Genomic DNA, 19,316 nt, shown 5'->3' with positions numbered 1-19,316 from the left:
CCACCGCGCCCGCCAAGTTGACACCGGTCGTCTCCTTCAGTGATTGCTCCCCAGCGCTGACCGGCGCACCAATCACCACACAGAACGGGAGAACAACCATGGACCACGGATTCGACCTCGCATTCGCACTTCTCGACGAAGCCGCCGAACGAATCGGCCACCAGCAGTACGGAATCACCCGCATCCTCTTCCACAACTACGGGCCGATCCTGCTCACCACCGTCCACAACTACACCCGCGAAACCGGACACCACCTCGTCCTCATCGCCGCAGACGACCACGGACAGATGGTCGCCATCGAAGCCACCGCACCCGACCTCGACACCGACCCGGTAACCCGGATCGTTCACGTCCGAGCCGGCGACCTCACCTTCCACGCAGTAGACACCTGGACCTTCCGCGCCCGCGCCGAACACACCTGCACCCTCACCGCCGAAATCGGCGCCGAGCCGGCCTGGACCGTCCAGGTCGATGACGAAACCACCACCAGCTACCACAACATCGACGACGCCATCAACCACGCACTCGCCGCAGCCTAAGCCAGCCGGTGGGGGCCGACATCCCGAAAGTCGGCCCCCACCGACCCCTCACAGAATTCCGGGGATCCCTCCGCCACGCGCTGCGCGACATCGCGAATCGCCAACAGCGCCGAACTGCTCCACGACCGGGAACACAAGGAACAGTCATTCGTTCAGAAATCGTGCTCCGGATCGACAATTTCAGATCCTTGTCTCTCGGTCAGCACGGAGAAGGAAATGCGCGTCACACCATGCTGTGACGCGGGAGTGCGCACCCTAGCGCCAATCACCGCAAATTCAACAAACGACTTAACGGAAAAGATCTAGGTACTTCGTCAATTCACTCAAGCGCAGCCGCCCAAGAATGTTGAGCATCGAATTTCTTGGCAATAAAATTGACTAACTGCGCAAAAGAACTACACGCCAAAGGAAAAGGTCGTGAAAACCCCGGTTGACGTCTTCACTAAAGTCCGCATCTCCAATCCGCCTCCGCCGTGTCCCGATGAACCGACGAACCGACCACCAATCCGCCGACTGATCCCGCGCCAATTAACGAGGACTGACTAATGCCCACTCACGTTGTCATCGAACACAAGTGGAAAGTGACGATCCACTGCCCCGAAAACACCCACCGCATCTCATCTACGGCTTACCGGCCCGACGTCCAGATCCTGCCGGTCCGCATTGAATGCGAGTGGACCCAGGGAAAGGCCGCACCCGTCTATCAGTTCTGGGGTCCACGAATCCTCAAGTCCGGCGTGCCCGGGCGTCCCATCCACGGCACCGCCACGGGCGCCGATCCAGTACCCGCATGGGTCCGCGACATGTTCGAACCGTACCCACCCATTTGGGAACAGGAACACCTCCCCTCGTGAACCCCACAACCACGCGCTGGGTCAGTCCACTGCGATACCCCGGCGGAAAAGGACGCATGGCCGATGCACTGGCCGACATCTTCCTTGCACAGTTCGGCTTACTCGACGTCGAAGTCTGGGTTGAGCTGTTCGCCGGCGGCGCCGGCGCAGGACTGCATCTGCTCGACCGCGGCGTGGTCGACGAGGTCTGGCTGACCGAGAAGAACCGGGCGTTGGCCGCGTTCTGGCGAACCGTCGTGGACAACGGTCTGGAACTGGCCGAGCGGGTCCGCGCTTGCCAGCCAGACATGTCCACCTGGCACACCGCACGCGAAGTCGTAGCCACCTCCGAGGCCGGCGCCGCTATCCCCGACCTCGACCTGGCATTCGCCGCGCTCATCATCAACCGCTGCTCACGCTCCGGAATGGTCAACGCCCGCGTCGGCCCGATCGGCGGAAAGCACCAAACCGGCCGCTGGCACCTGCGGTCACGTTGGAACCCCGAAGGATTGGCCGACCGCATCGAATCGATCAGCCGACTCGGTCACCGGATCCGGGTTTCCGAAGGCAACGCGATCGACCGCATCGCCGAGCTCGACGGCTCTGTCGGGATCGAAGACGAACTCCTGCTGTTCGTCGACCCGCCCTACTTCGTGCAAGGCAACAGGCTCTACGCCCACGGCATGACATTCGACGACCACAAGAATCTCGCCGCGGCGCTCACCAACTGTGCCGCACGCTGGCTGCTCACCTACGACAGCGACGAACGCGTCCTCGGCCTCTACCCAGACAGCCGCGTCCTGGCCTACGACATCGCATGCACAGCCAACCGGGCCCACGTCGACGAGGAATACGCGGTCCTGTCCGACAACCTCACAGTCCGCCAGGACCAACACCTACTCGCCACAGGTGGCTCACGCTGGGTCCAGCACGGTCCAACTAGTCCACCCTGCCAAGAAGCAAAACAGCATGTCAGCACCGATTCAGGAGCAGAACTGGACTAGCCAAGTCATCCACGGCTCTTCTCTAGTCCACCGCGATGTTGGCTGCTGCCGGTGACAATCACCGCGCTTGTCGGCGCGTCCTCTGCGGCCAAGCCCATTGCCGATCGCTCACCCAGTCGTCGCTAACGCCACGACCACAAATCCGTACCAACGCAGCAAGAGGAGTTCACCTCCTGCCCAACCGGCCCCGCGCCGCTACGTGCCCCGCAGCGAACTGCGGGCAGGCCCAGTCCGACGTCTTCGGGGGTCACGTGGCGGGCCGCGCGTCGTGTTGCTCCGGCGTCGGCGCGCTAGGCGCGGTCCGCCGGTGTGGCCACCTGACGGCGGCCAGTCGTCCGTAGCCCCTCACCTTTAACCGTCAGCAGGTCGCCAAGCGTACTTCGGGCCCGGCCGCAGTCAACGCTCTCGGCTGGGTTGGTGTCGCCGGCGGAGGACATTTGCGGCCCTACCGAGCTCGCTTCTCCGGCGCTCGCGGGGCCACAAATCCGCCGACACCAACCCGCCTTCCGCGTGGACAACACGGCCAATCCCTCAGTGAACGCTCCCTCAGCGCTGACCGGCGCACCAATCACACAACAGAACGGGAGCAACACCATGAGCGCATTTGTCGTCCACCCCGAGCACATCAACGTCCTTCTCTGGGCCGGCCTGCAAGACCCCCGCCTGGGGGCGCTGCGCTGGCAGACCGCTCGGCTGGCCGAGGAGCTGCAGCCCGAAAACGCCAGTGAAGTCGGGCAGATGCTCATCGATGCCAATGTCGCCGCCGTCAACTACATGTACGGCGAAACGTCCGAAGCGGAGACCTACCGCTACTACCCGCCGCGGCACCGCGGCTGGACCGGGGTCGAGCTGCTCAACGCGCTGCACTGCTACCGCTACCAATCCGACGAGCACCCCGACTGGGAAGGCAGCCAAGCGCAGGCCTTCGTCGACGCGCTCGAAAGCCGGATCGTTCACCGGCTCCCCGGATACACCAGCGGGCCCTGGGCGATCACCCCGCACAGCATCCCGGCCGCAGCCAAGCGCAGCGCCTAACCACCGTGGGCCCGGTCCTCTCCTCAACGCAGGGGAGGACCGGGCCCAACCCTTCCACCCCCAAACAGAAAGGCAGTCACCGCAATGACCCTCGAGAACTACTTGCAGATGCTCCAGGCCCGGTACGACGCCGGCGAGAAGCCAGCACCCATGAGCCTCGATGACTACATGGTGTTGCTGCAACAGCGCCTCGACGAGTTCACCGCTGCCCAACCGGCACCGCGCCACACCTACCGGATCCCGTTGCCGCCGTTGCTCGAATGGTTCATCCTGCCCACCGATGAGCAGTTCGTCGAACTGCCCACCAAGGCACCCAAGCCCAAACCGACACCGCGCCGCTACGTACCCAGCAGCGAACTACGGGCCCGACGGGACAAGCTCATCCAGCAGCGTGACGCGCTCATGTTCGGCGGACCAGCCGATCGAGCCGCAGCCAACATCAGCGGCAACGCCAGATGGAAGAAACTCGACCGCGACATCACCAAAGGCGCCCGCCTCGCCCGCCGCACCGAGGCACTCGACTACAAGATCAAAGCGGCCGAACACCGCGAGCAGAAACAGAACTAACCGCCGCGCACCGGCCGGCCTCGTTCGCGGGGCCAGGCCAGCGCTGGCGTGTTCCGGTGTCACGTGGCTGGCCGCCTGTCGCGTTGCTCCGGCGTCGGCGCGCTCAGCGCGGTCCGCCGGTGTGGCCACCTGACGGCGGCCAGTCGTCCGTAGCCCCTCACCTTTAACCGTCAGCAGGTCGCCAAGCGTAATCGTGCTGTCCGTCCTCTCCCAATCGGTCGCCAGCGAAGTGCCGTCGACGGCGGAGGACATTTCTGGCCCTACTGAGCTCGCTTCTTCGGCGCTCGCGGGGCCAGAAATCCGCCGACGCCACCCCGCGCACCCGCATGGTCGCTGACGGCCATCCCGATTCACCGCTCCCCAACGCTGACCGGCCGAGTCAGCACAAACCGAAGGGGACACCAATGTCCAACAACGCCACCACCATCGACCCCTGGGGCCCCTGGACTCCAGCCCATCGCCTCAGCCCCCAAGAACGCGCCGAGTACGAGCCCGAGCAGGAGCACGACCACGGCGGGCCGTGCGGCTCCTGCCACGACTACACCTGCCCGTCCATCACCAGGGGCGGATTGTGCCCCGAAACCTACTAGCCCACACCCGGCCTGGCCCCGACACCCCAGGGCCAGGCACCACCCAACAGCAACACAGGAAAGGCACGCCATGAACACCACCGCGGCCACCCTCGCCCAAGCCCGGGCCGACATCCACGCCGCAGTCGCCGCCTACGACGACACCACCCGACGCCGCCAGTGCGCGCAGTCCGCACGCGACAACGCCACCACCGTCGTCCTTGCCGGCGACGCCACCGACGACGAGCTGCGCCACGCGCACTACTACCTCGACGACGCCGCCGGAATCCTCGCCACCACATAACAACCCAGTCGGCCGGCCTCCACCACCCCGGGGGCCGGCCGACACAACCACCCACCCCATCACCTACCGAACGGAGACACACGATGATCGACCACTGGGAAACCGAAGAGTGGAAGCGCTGGTTTCACTGCAACACACCGCCAGTCGTCATCCCCAAGCGCCGCTCCAAAGTCAGCACCCGCGATGGCGTCAAGTGGATCACCTACCACGACAAGATCGACGGCAAAAACGTCACCGTCGAGATGCCCAAGGACGCACCGACAAAGAGCTGCCACCAAGGTCGCCACGACGACTGCCCCCACCGCCTCGGCCAACGCGCCGAGGGCGGCGTGCACCTCAAGATCAACGGCGAAGGGTTCATCTGGCGCTGCGGATGCCGCTGCCACTACGACGCCATGAGCGTCGGCCGACTCTTCTAGCCGCCGCGCCTGGCCGGCCTCGATCGTGGGGCCGGCCAGGCTGGTGTCGCGTGTCGGGCCGGCTGTTGCGTTGCTCCGGAGCCGGGGCGCCAAGCGCCGCCAGCGATCTGGCCACCTGGCGGCGGCCAGTCGTCCGTAGCCCCTCACCTATAACCGTCAGCAGGTCGCCAAGCGTACTTCGGGCCCGGCCGCAGTCAACGCTCTCGGCTGGGTTGGTGTCGCCGGCGGAGGACATTTGCCGCCCAACCTGCTCGCTGCCGCTCGCGGGCGCCACATCCACCGAAACCCACCGCGCCCGCCAAGTTGACACCGGTCGTCTCCTTCAGTGATCGCTCCCCAGCGCTGACCTACCAGCGCCCAACCGAAAGGACAAGACCATGAGCACCCTCTCCGCATACCGCGACATCGCCATCACGACCGTCGCGAGCGCACTCGCAATGTGCTTGGCCTACGTCCTCACCACAGCACACGAAGGTCTTGCCGAACGCGACGCCGACCGCACTACCTGGGCCAGCCAGCTTGCCGAAGAGCACGCCGAGCCCATGAAGAACCTCGACCTCCAGCACGCCCAGGCCCGCGCCGAGCACGAAGCCATCATGGCGCTCATCACCAACAGCCGCTCATAACCACTTAACCCACAGCGGGCGGCCCACCTCCCCCACAGAGGCTGGGCCGCCCGCTGTCGGCGTCCTCACATTTCGTGTCGCGCAAACAAGTCTGGGCCACCCCTCGGAATCAACTCTTCGAGAAGTGGCCCAGCACCCAAGCCCTACGAGCTAGTCGAAAAGCGTCGGCTCCCCGGTCTCTAACAAGGCCGCGCGCACTGCGGCGTCGTCCCAGCCGCCTGCCACCGCCGCGCGTAGCGCGCGAGCCCGTGCCGCGCGTGCTTGCACGGACATCAAAACGTGCCGCCCACCCCGGCCCTTGCGGGCCATGTCGAGCATGTTGTCCAACTGGGTGCCGATCACGATATGAGGCGCAACCTCATCACGTCGGGCCCGCACACAAACCGGGTTGTCGCATGTGACGTGACGGGCACACTCCCCGGCCCGGATCACGCCGAGTGCCAACGCCAATGCGTACCGGTGTGCGCTGATTACCACCGGACCACCTGGCCGGTTCACCCAGAACCGGCCATAGCCACTATCAGCGATGGCCCCCGTCCAAATATCGCAATCCCTCGGTTTCGGGCCTTTGACCACTTTGGCCCGAAACCGAGCGATCTCCCGGCGATGTATCACCGGGTCAACGACGAACTCCGACCGCTCGATCACGACGCGACCGGTGCAGCATCCACATCTAGCTCACCTGGCTTCACTTCCTTGGCCTCAAGGTCCTCCGGTGCCGGAGGACCTTCGGGACTCGGAGGCACCTGCTGTGCCAGCGCGTCGAGCAGCTTGCGCAGCTCGCTACGACTGATCTCCAGCAGTTCAATCGTCTCAGCGTGTGTCTGTCCTTCCTCCAGAAGGACCTTCACCTGACCGGCCTGATCCAGAGCCCGGGACTGCTCCCGCTCTTGCAGCTCACTCACCCGACCACGCAGTTTGTCCAGCGTTGCCAGCTGCTCCAACGCGGACTTGAGTTCGGCACGCTCGGCCGAGGCCTCGTCCTCCAAAACGAAGAACGCCTGCATCGCCGCTTCAATGCGCTCCTGCTTCTTACGCCGTGCCTCGGTCTTCGCCAGCACGCGATCCGCGGCGCGCCGGCGCGCCGAAATCTCTGCACCTGCCATTTTCCTAGCCCTCTCATCAGACCTAACCGTTGCTCCCCCGACAGCCCTCACAGCCGCTCCCATTCATCGCAACATCGCCCATCAGCAACTTCTACAACGCTCACCCCTTCCCCGCCTTCCCTGCCAAGACCAAGACCCACAGACCTCTTGCACTTAGGTCACGAAAAGATAACGACTGCTACGATGCCTTCTGTGACCGCCACTTGTCACAAACTGACCGCCGGGGACGGGTACGAATACCTCACCCGGCAGGTCGCTGTGCACGACAGCACCGAGAAAGGCCGGATGGCCTTGGCGGACTACTACCACGCCAAGGGTGAATCGCCGGGCCAATGGATCGGCTCGGGCCTGGCTGCGCTGCACCAACCGGTCGGGCGTGAACTCACACCTGAGCAGCTCGAAGACTGGACCGTCGAGGAAGGCTCGGAGGTCACTGCCGACCAGATGAAGGCACTGTTCGGTCTCGGGTGCCACCCCAACTCCGAAAAGATCGCTACCAAAGCCGTTGCCGCAGGCATACATCCCGATGTCGCGAAAACCATCGGAAACCTCGGCCGCCCGTTCCCGATCTACACCGGGGCCTCGGAATACCGCAAGGCCTGCGCCGAGGCGTTCAGTACCTACAACGAAAGCATCGGCCGACCCCGCGATACCGCGGTCGATCCCGCGGTGCGTGCCACGATCCGCACCGATGTGGCCAACGAAATGTTCGTCACCGAATACGGCCGCTCCCCCGATCAGCGCGAGCTGGCTGGGTTCATCGCCAAACAGTCCCGGCCGGCCACCACCGCGGTGGCGGGCAACGACGTGACATTCACCCCGGTCAAGTCGGCGGCCACCTTATGGGCGGTCGCACCCACCCCGGTGCGTCAGCAGATCGAACGTGCTCACGAGATGGCCTGGCGTGACGCGCTGCGATCCGCCGAAGAAAACGCGCTGTTCTCGAGGATGGGGGCCGGTGGAATCCAACAAGTCGACACCCACGGATTCATCGGAACGGCGTTCGTGCACCGCGACTCGCGTGCCGGGGATCCCAACCTGCACACCCACGTCGCGTTGAGCAACAAAGTGTTGGCCACCGGCACCGATGGCATTCCCCGCTGGCTGGCCATGGACGGGCGCCCGTTCTACAAATCGATCGTCGCGATGTCGGAGACGTACAACTCGCGGTTCGAGGCCTACATGATCGAATTCCTGGGTGTGGAGTTCGCTGAGACGCCCACCGAGCCCGGCAAGCGGCCCATCCGCGAGATCGTCGGCATCTCACGCGAATTGATCGAATTCTGGTCCAAGCGCGCCAAGATGATCGACGATCGGCTGGCTCAACTGACCATCAAATTTCAGCAAGAAGTGGGCCGCGAACCCACCGCCGCCGAAACCTACGATCTGTCTCAGCGCGCCACCTTGGAAACCCGCGACGCCAAGAAATCGCCGCGCTCGTTCGCCGAGCAGCGCCACACCTGGCATCAAGAAGCCGTTCACATTCTGGGCTCCGAACACGCTTTGGCCCAAATGCTGACCACCACCCTCGATCGCCGCCACGAGCAGCTGTTGGGGCGCGTCAGCGACGAATGGGTCACCGAACATGGCGCCGCGATCCTGGCCACGCTGGCTGACACCCGCGCCAAATGGCAGTGGGCACACGTGCACGCCGAAGCGTGGCGCATCGCCCGCGCCGAAGGTGTTGCCCACCAGTCCGATATCGCTGAGCGGCTCACCATCGCTGCTCTGGCCCAGTCCGAGCGTGTGGCTTCCAGTTCCCTGGACGGTGAACTGGCCGAACCCGACTTTCTGCGGCGACGCAGCGGCGAATCGGTCTACACCACGCACGGCACCGACGTGTACACCTCCGCCGAGATCCTCGCCGCCGAACGACGCATCGTCGCCGCCGCCACATCCAGAGGTGCGCGCAGCCTCGATCACCGCACCATCGAGATTGCGCTGCTCGAACACGCCGCCAACAACGACTTCGCACTCAACGCCGGTCAGGCCGCCATGGTCCGCCAGCTGGGCTCCTCACGTGCCCGTGTGCGGCTGTGCCTGGCGCCGGCTGGCACCGGCAAGACCGCCAGCATGAACGTTTTGGGACGAGCCTGGACCGACAGCGGTGGCTCCGTGCTGGGTTTGGCTCCCACCGCATCAGCAGCCAAGGTCCTCAGCGATGACATTCACTCGGTGGCCGACACCCTCGCCAAATACGTGTACTGCGTGCAGAACCCGGAAAAACCCACACCCAAATGGTTCGACAAGGTCGGCCGCGACACCCTCATCGTCCTCGACGAAGCGGGCATGGCCGGAACGCTGGACCTCGATGTGCTTGTCGCCCACGCCCAATCCCGCGGCGCCACCGTTGTCCTCATCGGTGACGATCAGCAGCTTGCCTCCATCAGTGCCGGCGGTGTGCTGCGCGACATCGCCCACGAAACCGGCGCCATCACCTTGAGCGCCCTCGTGCGGTTCAAAGACCAAGCCGAAGGCGCTGCCGGGCTCGCCCTGCGCGACGGCGACACCGCCGCCATCGGCTTCTACATCGACCACGACCGCGTCCACATCGGCTCCGATGCGGCCGCCGCCGACATGGCCTACAAGGCGTGGCACGCCGACCGGGCCGCCGGCCTCAACACGATCATGCTCGCCCCCACCACCGACACCGTCGCAGAACTCAACAACCGCGCCCAAGCCGACCGCATCGCCCGCGACGGCATCACCGGCCGCGGCGCCACCCTGCGCGACGGCGCCACCGCCTACGCCGGCGACATCGTGTTCACCCGAAAAAACGCGCGGTGGCTGCCCCTCTCGCGCACCGACCACGTCCGCAACCGGTACCGCTGGACTGTGCGCAAGGTCCACAAAGACGGCTCAGTGACCGTGCAGCTGCTCGGCAACGACGACAAGCCCGGACGCACCGTGCGTCTGCCCGCCGACTACGCCGCCGACCACCTCACCCTCGGCTACGCCGCCACCGTCCATGCCGCCCAAGGCATGACCGTCATGACCTGCCACCTCGTCGGCGCCTCCACCCTCACACGCCAACTGCTCTACGTGGCCATGACCCGCGGCCGGCTCAACAACCACATCTACTTCTCCACCGCCGAACACGACCCGCACAAGATTGTCAGCCGCAAAGCCGTCGTCCCCGACACCGCCACCGACGTGCTGTCATCGATCCTTGCCCATGACGGCGCCCAACAATCGGCCACCACCGCCGCACGCGAGGCACGCAACCCGTTCGCGCGCCTGGCCCACGCCGCTCCCGCCTACACCGACGCGGTCGGCTCCAGCGCCGAGCACCACGTGGGCCGCGACGTGATGACCGACATCGACAGCGGCTCGGAAAAACTGCTACCCGGGCTGACCCAGTACCAGGCCTGGCCCGCGCTGCGCAAGCAACTCGCCCTCATCGCCCTCGAACACAACGGATCGGCCACCGAAACCCTCGATACTCTCCACGACGCCATCAACAGCCGCGAACTGGACACCGCCTACGACGTCGCGGCCGTGCTGCACTGGCGCATCCGCGCCAACCTCGACGGCGGACCGCTGCCCTGGATGATCACCATCCCCGCCCAGCTGCCCGAGCCGACCCGCCACTACCTGCACGCCCGGCACTCCCGCGTACGTGAACTGGCCGCCGAAGTCCACGAGCAAGCCATGAACTGGACCCCGGCCACAGTCCCGGTCTGGGCCCGAGCTCTCCACGCGGTAGCCCCCGACCTCACCGCACGCGTCGCAGTCTGGCGCGCAGCGCTCGGTGTCGAAGACGCCGACCGGCGCATCACCGGACCCCGGCAATACTCCGTAGCCACCCGCCGCTACCAAAAAAGGCTCGACGCCGCAGTCGAAAGCAGGCTGCACGAGGCCGCGACTGTCGACAGCAACTGGCGCGACGCCATCGAACGGATCGAGCCACGCATCCTCACCGATCCGTACTGGCCCGACCTCACCGAGCACCTTGGCGCCGCCGATCGCGCTGGCCTCAACGTTCCTCAACTCCTGGCCGCCGTCAGCGACCGGCCCCTGCCCGACGAGATGCCCGCCGCCGCCCTGTGGTGGCGGCTGTCGCGCGAACTGGCCCCCGCCGCCACCGCCACCGCCAACTCTTACCAGCGGCCGGAATGGTCGGCACACCTGTACCGGCTCCTTGGCCCCGCTATCGCCGAATACACCCTCGCCGATCCCGCCTGGCCCGCACTCGTCGCTGCCGTCGAATCAGCCGACCCCACACAGTGGCGGCCCACCGAACTGCTCGACGCCGCCCACGATCTTCTCGACGCCGGCGCCAGAGGAAACCATGTGCGGCCCAACGAATGGGCACAAGCCTTGACCTGGCGGGTCGAACTTCTGCTCAGCCCGATCCCTGACATCGACCTGCACCACAACGACGTCGAGCCTCCGCTGACCCCCGAACAGCAAGAACAGGCCGCCGCGCACTTCCCCGACCCACAGACCACACCGCCGACCACACCAGGGTCCGCCACCCAGCACAGTGCCGACGAGGAATACCTGTCCAGCCTCCAAGATCTCGCCCCACCCGAAGACGAGCTCCATCTGCCCGAGCCGCATCTGGCCGACGAGGAATACCAATCGCTGTCCTTCGAGGACCTGTCCCCCTACCGACCGAACCCCGCCGTACCGGACCTGGTGGCGCTGTGGGAATCCGAACGCACCTTGCGTCATCAGCTCAACGAACTCACCGTCGCCAGCGACGACCCCAGTCACTGGGCCACACCACATCTGGCTGCCTTCAGTGACCAGTACGCGACATTGCTGACTGAATTCCGCCGCCAACAACCCCACCACGAAGCGATCACCGCCGCCTACCAAGACTGGCTCGCTGCCGATCGTGCCGTGCAGGCTGCCCAAGCCCGCCTCGATGGGCCCGCCCGCTCCCACCCCGCCGACGGAGAGTTCACCGACGACGATGACGCCCACGGGGATCTCGCGGCTGCCGTTGCCGCCGAACAGCACGCTCGCCAGTGCCTCGCCGACGCCCGCGAGGCACTGCACACCTTCCTCGGTGGAGCCCAGCCCGTCACCGACGAGCTGCTCAACACACTCGTCCAGCACGCCGCCGACGCCGACAACCAACTCATCATCGACACCCGCGCTCGACTGACACGCACCAGCAGCCAGGTCCGCGCTGCCGAACACACCGCTGCGCTGGCCTACGCTCACGCCCAGCGCAGCATCGATCAACAGCGCATCGTCGACGAGCTGACCCAAACTCGCCTCGAATACACACTCCTGGAGGACGCCGCCGCCCGGCCGGCCCGCACACCACGCCTGGCCGTTGCCGCCGACGGACTCGACGCGACCCAAACCGAGGCCGCCGTGATGCTCGGCCGCTCCCCATACACCCTCAACGTGCTCACCGGCGACCGCGCCGCCACTCAACCCGTCCTGCAGACACTATCGGCGGCCGCCGCCGGACACCAACGACCACTCATCGTCGTGGGCGCCACCGACACCGCCGTGGCAGACGCACTCGCTGCCGGCCTGGCACCCGCCGGCTACCGGGCCGATCAGATCCCGCCCCAAGTCCTCGACACCGCTACCGTGCTGGTCCCCGACGCGGCCACCTGGAACCTACCCACACTCCACAACCTGGCCGACCACGCCCGCGCCGCCCACGCCAAACTCATCCTGACCGGCGACACCGAAACCACCGCCGCCACCGGCCAATTCCGAACCCTCGCCACAGAACTGCCCTGGACCCAGACCGCCCAGACACCCACCAACACGCTGCTAGCCGATGACACCGAACAGCGCCGCAGCGCCGCACGCGACCTCACCGACCACCACAACCTCACCACCACCAACGACATGGCCACCGCCCAAAGCACCGCCATCGACGCCTACCAACACGACCTCGCCAACGGCTACGACACCGTCATCGTCACCACCCCCGCCCTAGCCGCCCAACTCAACACCCGCATCCACAACCAGCGTGACACCGACCGCCACACCCTCGGCACCCACCAACTCGGCCCCGGCGACATCATCACCACCACCGCCCCCACCGAAACCGCCCAAGGCTCCCCCATCGCCTCCGGCGGCCGCTGGCGCATCACCACCCTCGACCCCGCCACCCACACCGCACACGCCGCCGCCCTCCACGACCCCACGCTCACCATCACCATCGACCCCCAGACCCAGATCGAACTCGGCTACGCCCAAACCCACGACCAATACAGCGCCAACCCGCGCGCACAACGCGTCCACCTACTGACCGAAACCCCCACCGAACGCACCCAACTAGCCCCCGCCACCCGCAGCCACACCCACCTCTACGTCATCGCCCCCGACGATCACACCGCCCAGGACACCATCACCTGCGCCGCCGAACACGACCACCGGCCCACACTCGGCCTAGACACCAAACTTGCCGCCGCACAACACAACATCGACCGCGACCAACCCGTCACCGACATCGACCAACTCGCCCTGCGACTGTCCGACAAACGCGACCAACTGCGCGCCGCCCGCACCACCGACCACCAAAACTGGATCCGCCAACAACAACGCCTCACCGCCGCCCGCCAACGCGCCACCAACCACGACCAACACAACAGCGGCCCCGACCGCACCCGCTAAATGGCTAGGTCTTCTGGCTCGCAGCTCGTAGCTCGTAGACGCGGGGGCTCGACGTGTCCGCAGTGGTCGCACCGGTAGGTGCGTTGCGACAGCGGGCCGGCGGTGCGGCGCCATCGTTGACCGACTTGCCTTCGGCGGCCACATTATTGAGACCGGCACCGACTCCTACCGGCTGCCTCACACCCGCAACCAGAAAACCACGGCGGCCAATTGAGCGGCCACCTCGGCGTGCTCGAGCGAGTGCTTACCCATCTACCTGCGGGTTCGATGGATAAGCGCAGGTCATATGGTCGAGCAGTGCGCACCGATCACAGCTTTCAGGAAGTGGAACGACGATCAACGGCGACGCGGGATACACCGGAATGTGCACGTCATTTTGCACCGATATTGAGTGTAGTGTGTGCGCTATGAGTAAGCGAGTGAGTTTGATCCTCAAAGATGCCGACGAAGCTGCGATCGCGCCGTATCTCGATGAGCAGTCGGCCGCGTTCGAGGTGTTGCGGCAGTGGGCAAGTCGACGCGGCGAGGCGGACATCAAGTCCGAGGCCGCCGCGCTGCGCGCCCTGCTGCAGGCCGGCGCGGAAGCCTTGCGTGAACATGTCCTCGACACCGGATACGCCCAACTGGCTGCTGAATTCAACAGCGAACCCGCCGACGCCGAGCGCAAAGCAGGACGCGAGCGCTACGCGCGCCGCACCGAGGCTCGCCTGTGAACCGTGGGATGCGCAGCCAGGCCTACCGAGTCGACCTCGGATACGGCCTCAAGCCGTGGGTGATCCTGAGCAACAACGCCCGCAACCGCAACCTCGACACCGTGTTGGCCGCGCGGATCACCACCACGAGCAAGAACGCCCACATCCCCACCGTGGTCCCGCTGACTGCCGCGGACCCCCTCGTCGGATTCGTCCTGGTCGATGACATCGTGCAGCTCTACCACGACGAGCTCACCGAATCGCTGGGCAGCCTGTCGCCATCAACGATGCAGGACATCAGCACGGCGCTCCGGATCGCACTACCGTGAGTGCACCATTCCCGAAGGAGCGCAACGATGGGCCAAATACCGGCTGCGATGATGCAGTCGAGCAAATGCTGGTGCCACCCTCAATATTTTGCGCAGAACCGGAACACTGCCTGGTCAGTGACGTGCCTTACGGACTGGACCGCCGGAGCGTCCTCGCCGCTGACCGGTATGAAATCTGGTATAAATTCCGCGGTTTCGTCCGCTAGTGGTCTCATAGGGTCAAACCAATGACATGATCGGTTTTGCACCACCGGGCGCTGAATTTTGGGAGAGCTGTTGTGAGCCCCTCGAACAGGATCGCTGTAACCGAACCCGCTGCGGAAGACTTCGAACAGCTACCGTTCTGGTATGGCCTGGTCGGTATCGACCAAGAGGACTATTCGTCGGAGATCGATGGGTTCACGTCCGCGCTGCAGGACGGGTATCTGGGCGCGGCCGTGGGGAAGCCCGGTCGCGACAAATTTGCGACGCTGATGGACCTTGATCAGTCACGCGCGTACTACGCGAGGACGAGCGTGCGGGTGCTCAGGCTGAATGGTGAGCCGATCGGCATTTTGATCATGGGCGCGCACTGGCGGCTATGGGAGATGATGAAGGAGCGGGGAGCGCATCTGGCGGGTGCGACGGTGGATGGATTTCCGCGCGGGGAGGTGGATTTTATGATTGCCGCCGTGGCGATGGCCAAGCTTCACGTGCTAGCTGTGCGCCCCGATCAGCATGGCCGCGGGCATGGCAGACGGTTGATCCGGGAGGCTTTCAAGATCTGCAAAGCCGATCAGTTGTCCATGTTGTACGGCCAATTCCGCTCGGACCGGCCGCATTTGCGGAAGTTCTACACCGCAGCCGGATTCGCCGTACTTGATCCCGGAGAACCGATGCCGCTGTACATGGCGACGGGCACAGAAGGCGACCTGCTGACAGTGGGGCCGTCCGAAACAACTTTCTGGACCACTATTCCGTAATGATGTCACCGAGTCCGGGTCAATTGTCAGAGATCGTTGACACCAGCCCTACGGCGTGGAGCGCTTGCTCTAAATAACGACCCATCCCATGGGCCCGATATCAGACCAATAGAGGGCGATACCCGACCCCAGTTCAAGTCGCCGTGTGCGTGATGATCGTTCGGTCCTCGGCGCCGAATACTCGGGCGCGGGCTTGTGCGAGGCGCAGTTTCCGCTGCACTTCGGCCCGAGCGTAATCATCAAGTCCGGCGTCCAGCAACCGCCTACTGAAAAGCTTCACGTCGATGAGTGCTTGCTCGACGTTGTCGCCAATTGCGTACTGAGTATGCGACCGGTGGCCCAGCTCGGAATCCCAGATCCGCGCCCAATCCCATAGTTCGTCTGCATCGAGTCCTGACACGTGGCGAACCACGTCATCGACCGCTGATTCAACGTAAGCCAGCGCATCAAGTGGTTGCCCCTTCACCACTGCGAGAGGTATGAGTGGGATTTGGGTGAAACGTCGAACATCGCGGACGCCCAGGCCGAGCACTGCCGCAATGTCTTTCACCGACAACCCGTCGAGGCTCATTTTCTTGACCAGGGCGGCGGTAAGCCACTCTTCGCGACGCCGAGCCCATCGGACGACATCCGTGGCTGCGGCGTGGGCCGACTTATACGGATTCTCGCTCATCGTTACCCTGCGCTCTTGAGAATCTCCGCGCCGCGGTCCCGATAGCCGTAGACCTCGAACGGGCCCAGACCAGTGCGGACTGCGCCTGGGGCGGGAAGCGAGGCTTCGACGACGGCGCGGATGCGCATGACCCGGCGCCCATCCACGCGCACACGCGCGAAGGTGACTTCCATACCCGGCTTGGGAGCATCGGAGGTTTGGGTGAACTCCACGGTGTCGCGGTCTGACCGCACGTCGGTGTCGCGCAGTTCCCATCGCAGGCGGGTGACACGCCGACCAGGCAGGACTTCTAGAGGGCGATACCCGACACTTGTGACGACCCAGGGGCCGTCACTGCCAAGGTCCATGGCGAACACTTCGCCGCTACACACGCCGCCGGCGGTGCAGCGACCAGACGATTCCCCACCTTCGCTCATCGGGATCAGCGCACTGCGCTGCCCCTGGGGCTCAGGCAATGTCGCGGTGTATGCCGGCGTGTGCACACCACGGTCTGGAGTTAGGGCCCACGCCGCGATCGCGACAACCACGAGGCCGACAACCAGCGTCACGATTCCTGCTGACCGCCGAAGCCGCTCCCTAGCCGGCACACCGAAAGACAGTGTCCCAGTTGATGTGTCCTTGGCGGGAATGAGGGGACGGGTCAGATAATCACAGTTCCATTGAACTACGAATCCGCAGTCTTCGGCAGTATCGCGATATTCCACGGACTGGATCTCGGCCCGGCGACGAGCGTTGTCCATGAACGCCACGACCTCCTCGCCGCTAATCGCGTAATAATCGAGGGCCGGCCGTACCGAGAACAAGGTGGCGCGTACGCCAGTTCCCGGCAGAACTTCCCACAGCACAGAACCGCGTCTTTTACGGCTTGCCGGACCGACGAGCAGGACAAGCGTTCTCGCGAATCGTCGTTCAGCGCGACCAATCCTCCACGCCATCCTCATCCTGGCTGCGCGCGTCAAGTTGGCCTCTTCGTCGTCTGGAGTCTGGTAGTCAGACAACCAAACGTGCAGGGCCTCTAGGCCACGGTGAATACCAATGAGCACACCGGCTGTGGCGGCCGCGAACAGGCACAAGGTGACAGCAACCAGGCCCCACTTCAGGCTGGCGATGTAGTAATCGAGTCCCCCCGTCATCGCTTTCGATATGTAGCGTGCGCCGTCGGGCGGGCGAAGATCTTCCAGAACCCACGGCGCTGCATCGATGATCACCTTCGCCCACAGCGCCGCAGCCACCCCCATCGCTGTGGCTGGTGCCCACGCCGGTCTTCCTCGTTGAGGCCATGCTCGGCGGTAGACGTGGACAGCCGCAACCGTCAACGCGGCCCCGATAGCGGCTAACACGGTGAATGTCACGAGTGATAGAAACATCGGCTCGGTCATTGAGAACCCTCTCCTTCGTTGTTGAGCCTGAACTGCTGGCCTAAACCGCGAATGTCTAATTCGGCGGCGCTGCGGTCTGCATGACTTCTCCTATGTTTCGCCCACGATTGGTTGTTGAGCTCTGTTGGGAGGCAGCCGATTACCTGTAGATCAGTGAGATCGGGAACGCGCCGGGCGTGCTCTCCTCGATGCCACGCCCGGTTTCGGCGTCAACCCAGGTGAAGCGCCACTCAGGCTTCGGCTCGATCACGATCGCCCACCGATGGTGCACGTCATCGGCGGTGCGCTGGGCCTCGTCGGCGTCAAGGCCGAGGATCTCGATGTCGAATTCGTTTGCCTGTCGGGCGAATTCTTCGTCCCTATCGTGGCCGTAGGTATAGAGCATGTTGGCGCCTTCGTCATCAATGAAGATGTAGCGGTGCTCGGCGTAGTACTCCGTGTTGAAGTCCTCGGCGGTCAGTGGAGGGTGAGTTGCGGTCATGGGTTTCCCTGTCGTTGTTGTGTGCCGATAGAGGGGGCGAGATGTGGGTGTGTTAAAGCGTTGGCGATGGCAAATCCGGCATGTCTTCGTCGGTGCGCCAGTTCCACACCGGCAGACCGGCTATCGAGTCATCGCCCTCTGTTTCACCGGTGGGACGATCGATGAATGCGGCGACCGCTGGAGTGGTGTCGGTGAGAATCAACGAGGCCAAGGCAGTGGAGCTGCCGTTGTACGGCAGCACTTTGCGGAACGAACGCTCCTGCTCGATGGCGGTATTGAGCAGAGTGCGGTCGGCGTCACCGGTGAACGGGATCCAGTTGTGATCAGTGGTCATCAGTGACAGTTGTTCCACGTTGGCGTACCCCGCACGCGACACCGAGAACGTGCAGATCGCCAGCAGACGCACCTCGCCGGCTTCGGCCATCTGCCAGTGTTCGAGTTCGGTTTCGAATCGTTTGGTCAGCTTGCGGTGCAGGTCCTCATCGAGAAACCACGGGTGTCCGGGCTGGTGGCGGATCTGCACCTTGTATCCGTGGTTGGCTGGCTCGATCGCCTTGATCTCCCCTACCCCGATGAGCAATTTGGTGGTCTTTCCGGGCTGCCGTCGCGCCGGCGCCCATGCTTTAATCCGGCGCTGCTCGATCTCGGTCTTGCGGGCGGCCGAGAACGGCTCGGGCACAAACAGAGACGGGGCCAGGGGGTTCTTTCGGACAAGTTTGCCGTCGACTGCGGCCCGCAGACGGTGGTGAACGACCGTCCAGGAACGGTGCCCGGTGAACGCCGCGTGCCACATTGTCAGTTCCGCCTCGTCCCACAGGTAATGCAGCACAGCCAGCAGCGACAGCTTGTTGCCGTCGCTCTGAACGGTGTCTGACGGCGAACCGGACGGTTCAGGGGCAGAGCGGTTGCCAGCCTTCGACAGCGAGAATCCCAACCGCAGGGCCGTCGTACCATCGGCAGGGTTGTCCACGATCGACTTGTCAGCAACAGCCCCATAGCCAGAAAGCTCACTGGGAGGCAGCCACGAGCGGCACCGATGATCGTGCGCGGCGGCCGTTCCTGGCATCCGTTTGACGATGAGGTCGCGTCCAGCCGCAGCGATGTACATCTGCACCCCCGGGGACTGGCACAGGCACAGCGGTCGGCACCGAGCGGCTTTCGCGCGGCCAAGAGCCTCTTGGGCCTCTGGGGTGTGGACATCGTC

General features: G+C 64.7%; 19 protein-coding genes and 1 pseudogene. 14 read left to right on the top strand and 6 right to left on the bottom strand.

What is annotated here, in order from left to right; all coding sequences use genetic code 11:
* Positions 1–98 precede the first annotated feature (98 nt).
* The 9 genes from K6L26_RS31100 (at position 99) to K6L26_RS31060 (ending at position 5,896) form a co-directional block, all read left to right on the top strand.
* Positions 99–539, top strand: coding sequence for a hypothetical protein (locus K6L26_RS31100; RefSeq protein WP_206477917.1), 441 nt, complete (start codon positions 99–101; stop codon positions 537–539).
* Between the two features lie 545 nt (positions 540–1,084).
* Positions 1,085–1,393, top strand: coding sequence for a hypothetical protein (locus tag K6L26_RS31095; protein ID WP_221853657.1), 309 nt, complete (start codon positions 1,085–1,087; stop codon positions 1,391–1,393).
* 56 nt (positions 1,394–1,449) lie between these two features.
* Entirely contained in the window at positions 1,450–2,376 is a 927-nt protein-coding gene (locus K6L26_RS31090; RefSeq protein WP_206477900.1) for a DNA adenine methylase, read from the top strand.
* A gap of 594 nt (positions 2,377–2,970) precedes the next feature.
* Positions 2,971–3,411 carry a hypothetical protein gene (locus K6L26_RS31085; RefSeq protein ID WP_206477901.1) on the top strand — a complete coding sequence of 147 codons (441 nt, stop codon included), beginning with the start codon at positions 2,971–2,973 and terminating at the stop codon, positions 3,409–3,411.
* A gap of 84 nt (positions 3,412–3,495) precedes the next feature.
* A complete protein-coding gene (locus K6L26_RS31080; RefSeq protein WP_206477902.1) occupies positions 3,496–3,978 on the top strand; it encodes a hypothetical protein in 483 nt (160 codons plus the stop codon).
* A 404-nt stretch (positions 3,979–4,382) separates the two neighbouring features.
* Entirely contained in the window at positions 4,383–4,568 is a 186-nt protein-coding gene (locus K6L26_RS31075) for a hypothetical protein (protein WP_206477903.1), read from the top strand.
* Positions 4,569–4,638: 70 nt separating this feature from the next.
* Entirely contained in the window at positions 4,639–4,851 is a 213-nt protein-coding gene (locus tag K6L26_RS31070) for a hypothetical protein (protein ID WP_221853656.1), read from the top strand.
* An 83-nt stretch (positions 4,852–4,934) separates the two neighbouring features.
* Positions 4,935–5,270, top strand: coding sequence for a hypothetical protein (locus K6L26_RS31065; protein WP_221853655.1), 336 nt, complete (start codon positions 4,935–4,937; stop codon positions 5,268–5,270).
* Positions 5,271–5,647: 377 nt separating this feature from the next.
* Positions 5,648–5,896 (top strand): hypothetical protein, encoded by a 249-nt coding sequence (locus K6L26_RS31060; protein ID WP_206477875.1) that lies wholly within the window; start codon positions 5,648–5,650, stop codon positions 5,894–5,896.
* A gap of 150 nt (positions 5,897–6,046) precedes the next feature.
* On the opposite strand, the gene K6L26_RS31055 is transcribed toward K6L26_RS31060, so the two are convergent.
* Both K6L26_RS31055 and K6L26_RS31050 read right to left on the bottom strand, forming a co-directional pair.
* On the bottom strand, positions 6,047–6,373 hold the full coding sequence (locus K6L26_RS31055) for a hypothetical protein (protein ID WP_237112334.1): 327 nt from the start codon (positions 6,371–6,373) through the stop codon (positions 6,047–6,049).
* Positions 6,374–6,540: 167 nt separating this feature from the next.
* Complete coding sequence (locus tag K6L26_RS31050; RefSeq protein ID WP_206477873.1) at positions 6,541–7,002, bottom strand: hypothetical protein; 462 nt, start codon at positions 7,000–7,002, stop codon at positions 6,541–6,543.
* Positions 7,003–7,194: 192 nt separating this feature from the next.
* Here K6L26_RS31050 and mobF point away from each other — a divergent pair, with 192 nt between their 5' ends.
* The 5 genes and pseudogenes from mobF (at position 7,195) to K6L26_RS31025 (ending at position 15,579) form a co-directional block, all read left to right on the top strand.
* The gene (gene mobF, locus K6L26_RS31945; protein ID WP_221853654.1) at positions 7,195–13,596 is read left to right on the top strand and encodes a MobF family relaxase; all 6,402 of its coding nucleotides are present in this window, start codon (positions 7,195–7,197) and stop codon (positions 13,594–13,596) included.
* Between the two features lie 88 nt (positions 13,597–13,684).
* Positions 13,685–13,810 (top strand): annotated as a pseudogene (locus K6L26_RS31040) (IS21-like element helper ATPase IstB); the annotation flags it as partial.
* Positions 13,811–14,003: 193 nt separating this feature from the next.
* A complete protein-coding gene (locus tag K6L26_RS31035; RefSeq protein ID WP_237112333.1) occupies positions 14,004–14,309 on the top strand; it encodes a hypothetical protein in 306 nt (101 codons plus the stop codon).
* Entirely contained in the window at positions 14,306–14,617 is a 312-nt protein-coding gene (locus K6L26_RS31030; protein ID WP_206477871.1) for a type II toxin-antitoxin system PemK/MazF family toxin, read from the top strand. Before K6L26_RS31035 ends, K6L26_RS31030 begins: the two co-directional genes overlap by 4 nt.
* A gap of 278 nt (positions 14,618–14,895) precedes the next feature.
* Entirely contained in the window at positions 14,896–15,579 is a 684-nt protein-coding gene (locus tag K6L26_RS31025; RefSeq protein WP_221853653.1) for a GNAT family N-acetyltransferase, read from the top strand.
* Positions 15,580–15,712: 133 nt separating this feature from the next.
* On the opposite strand, the gene K6L26_RS31020 is transcribed toward K6L26_RS31025, so the two are convergent.
* The 4 genes from K6L26_RS31020 to K6L26_RS31005 all read right to left on the bottom strand — a co-directional run bounded on the left by K6L26_RS31020 (position 15,713) and on the right by K6L26_RS31005 (position 19,250).
* Positions 15,713–16,150 (bottom strand): hypothetical protein, encoded by a 438-nt coding sequence (locus tag K6L26_RS31020; RefSeq protein ID WP_221853652.1) that lies wholly within the window; start codon positions 16,148–16,150, stop codon positions 15,713–15,715.
* Positions 16,151–16,254: 104 nt separating this feature from the next.
* Positions 16,255–17,484 (bottom strand): hypothetical protein, encoded by a 1,230-nt coding sequence (locus tag K6L26_RS31835; RefSeq protein ID WP_245008815.1) that lies wholly within the window; start codon positions 17,482–17,484, stop codon positions 16,255–16,257.
* A gap of 286 nt (positions 17,485–17,770) precedes the next feature.
* Entirely contained in the window at positions 17,771–18,112 is a 342-nt protein-coding gene (locus K6L26_RS31010; protein ID WP_221853651.1) for a hypothetical protein, read from the bottom strand.
* A gap of 52 nt (positions 18,113–18,164) precedes the next feature.
* The gene (locus K6L26_RS31005) at positions 18,165–19,250 is read right to left on the bottom strand and encodes a DUF1173 family protein (RefSeq protein ID WP_245008817.1); all 1,086 of its coding nucleotides are present in this window, start codon (positions 19,248–19,250) and stop codon (positions 18,165–18,167) included.
* Between the last annotated feature and the right edge of the window lie 66 nt (positions 19,251–19,316).

This window comes from Mycobacterium farcinogenes, from assembly GCF_019739075.1.
In the GTDB taxonomy this organism is placed as follows: domain Bacteria; phylum Actinomycetota; class Actinomycetes; order Mycobacteriales; family Mycobacteriaceae; genus Mycobacterium; species Mycobacterium senegalense.
The sequence above is the reverse complement of the archived record's forward strand: the minus strand, read 5'-3'. Positions and strand labels throughout refer to the sequence as shown.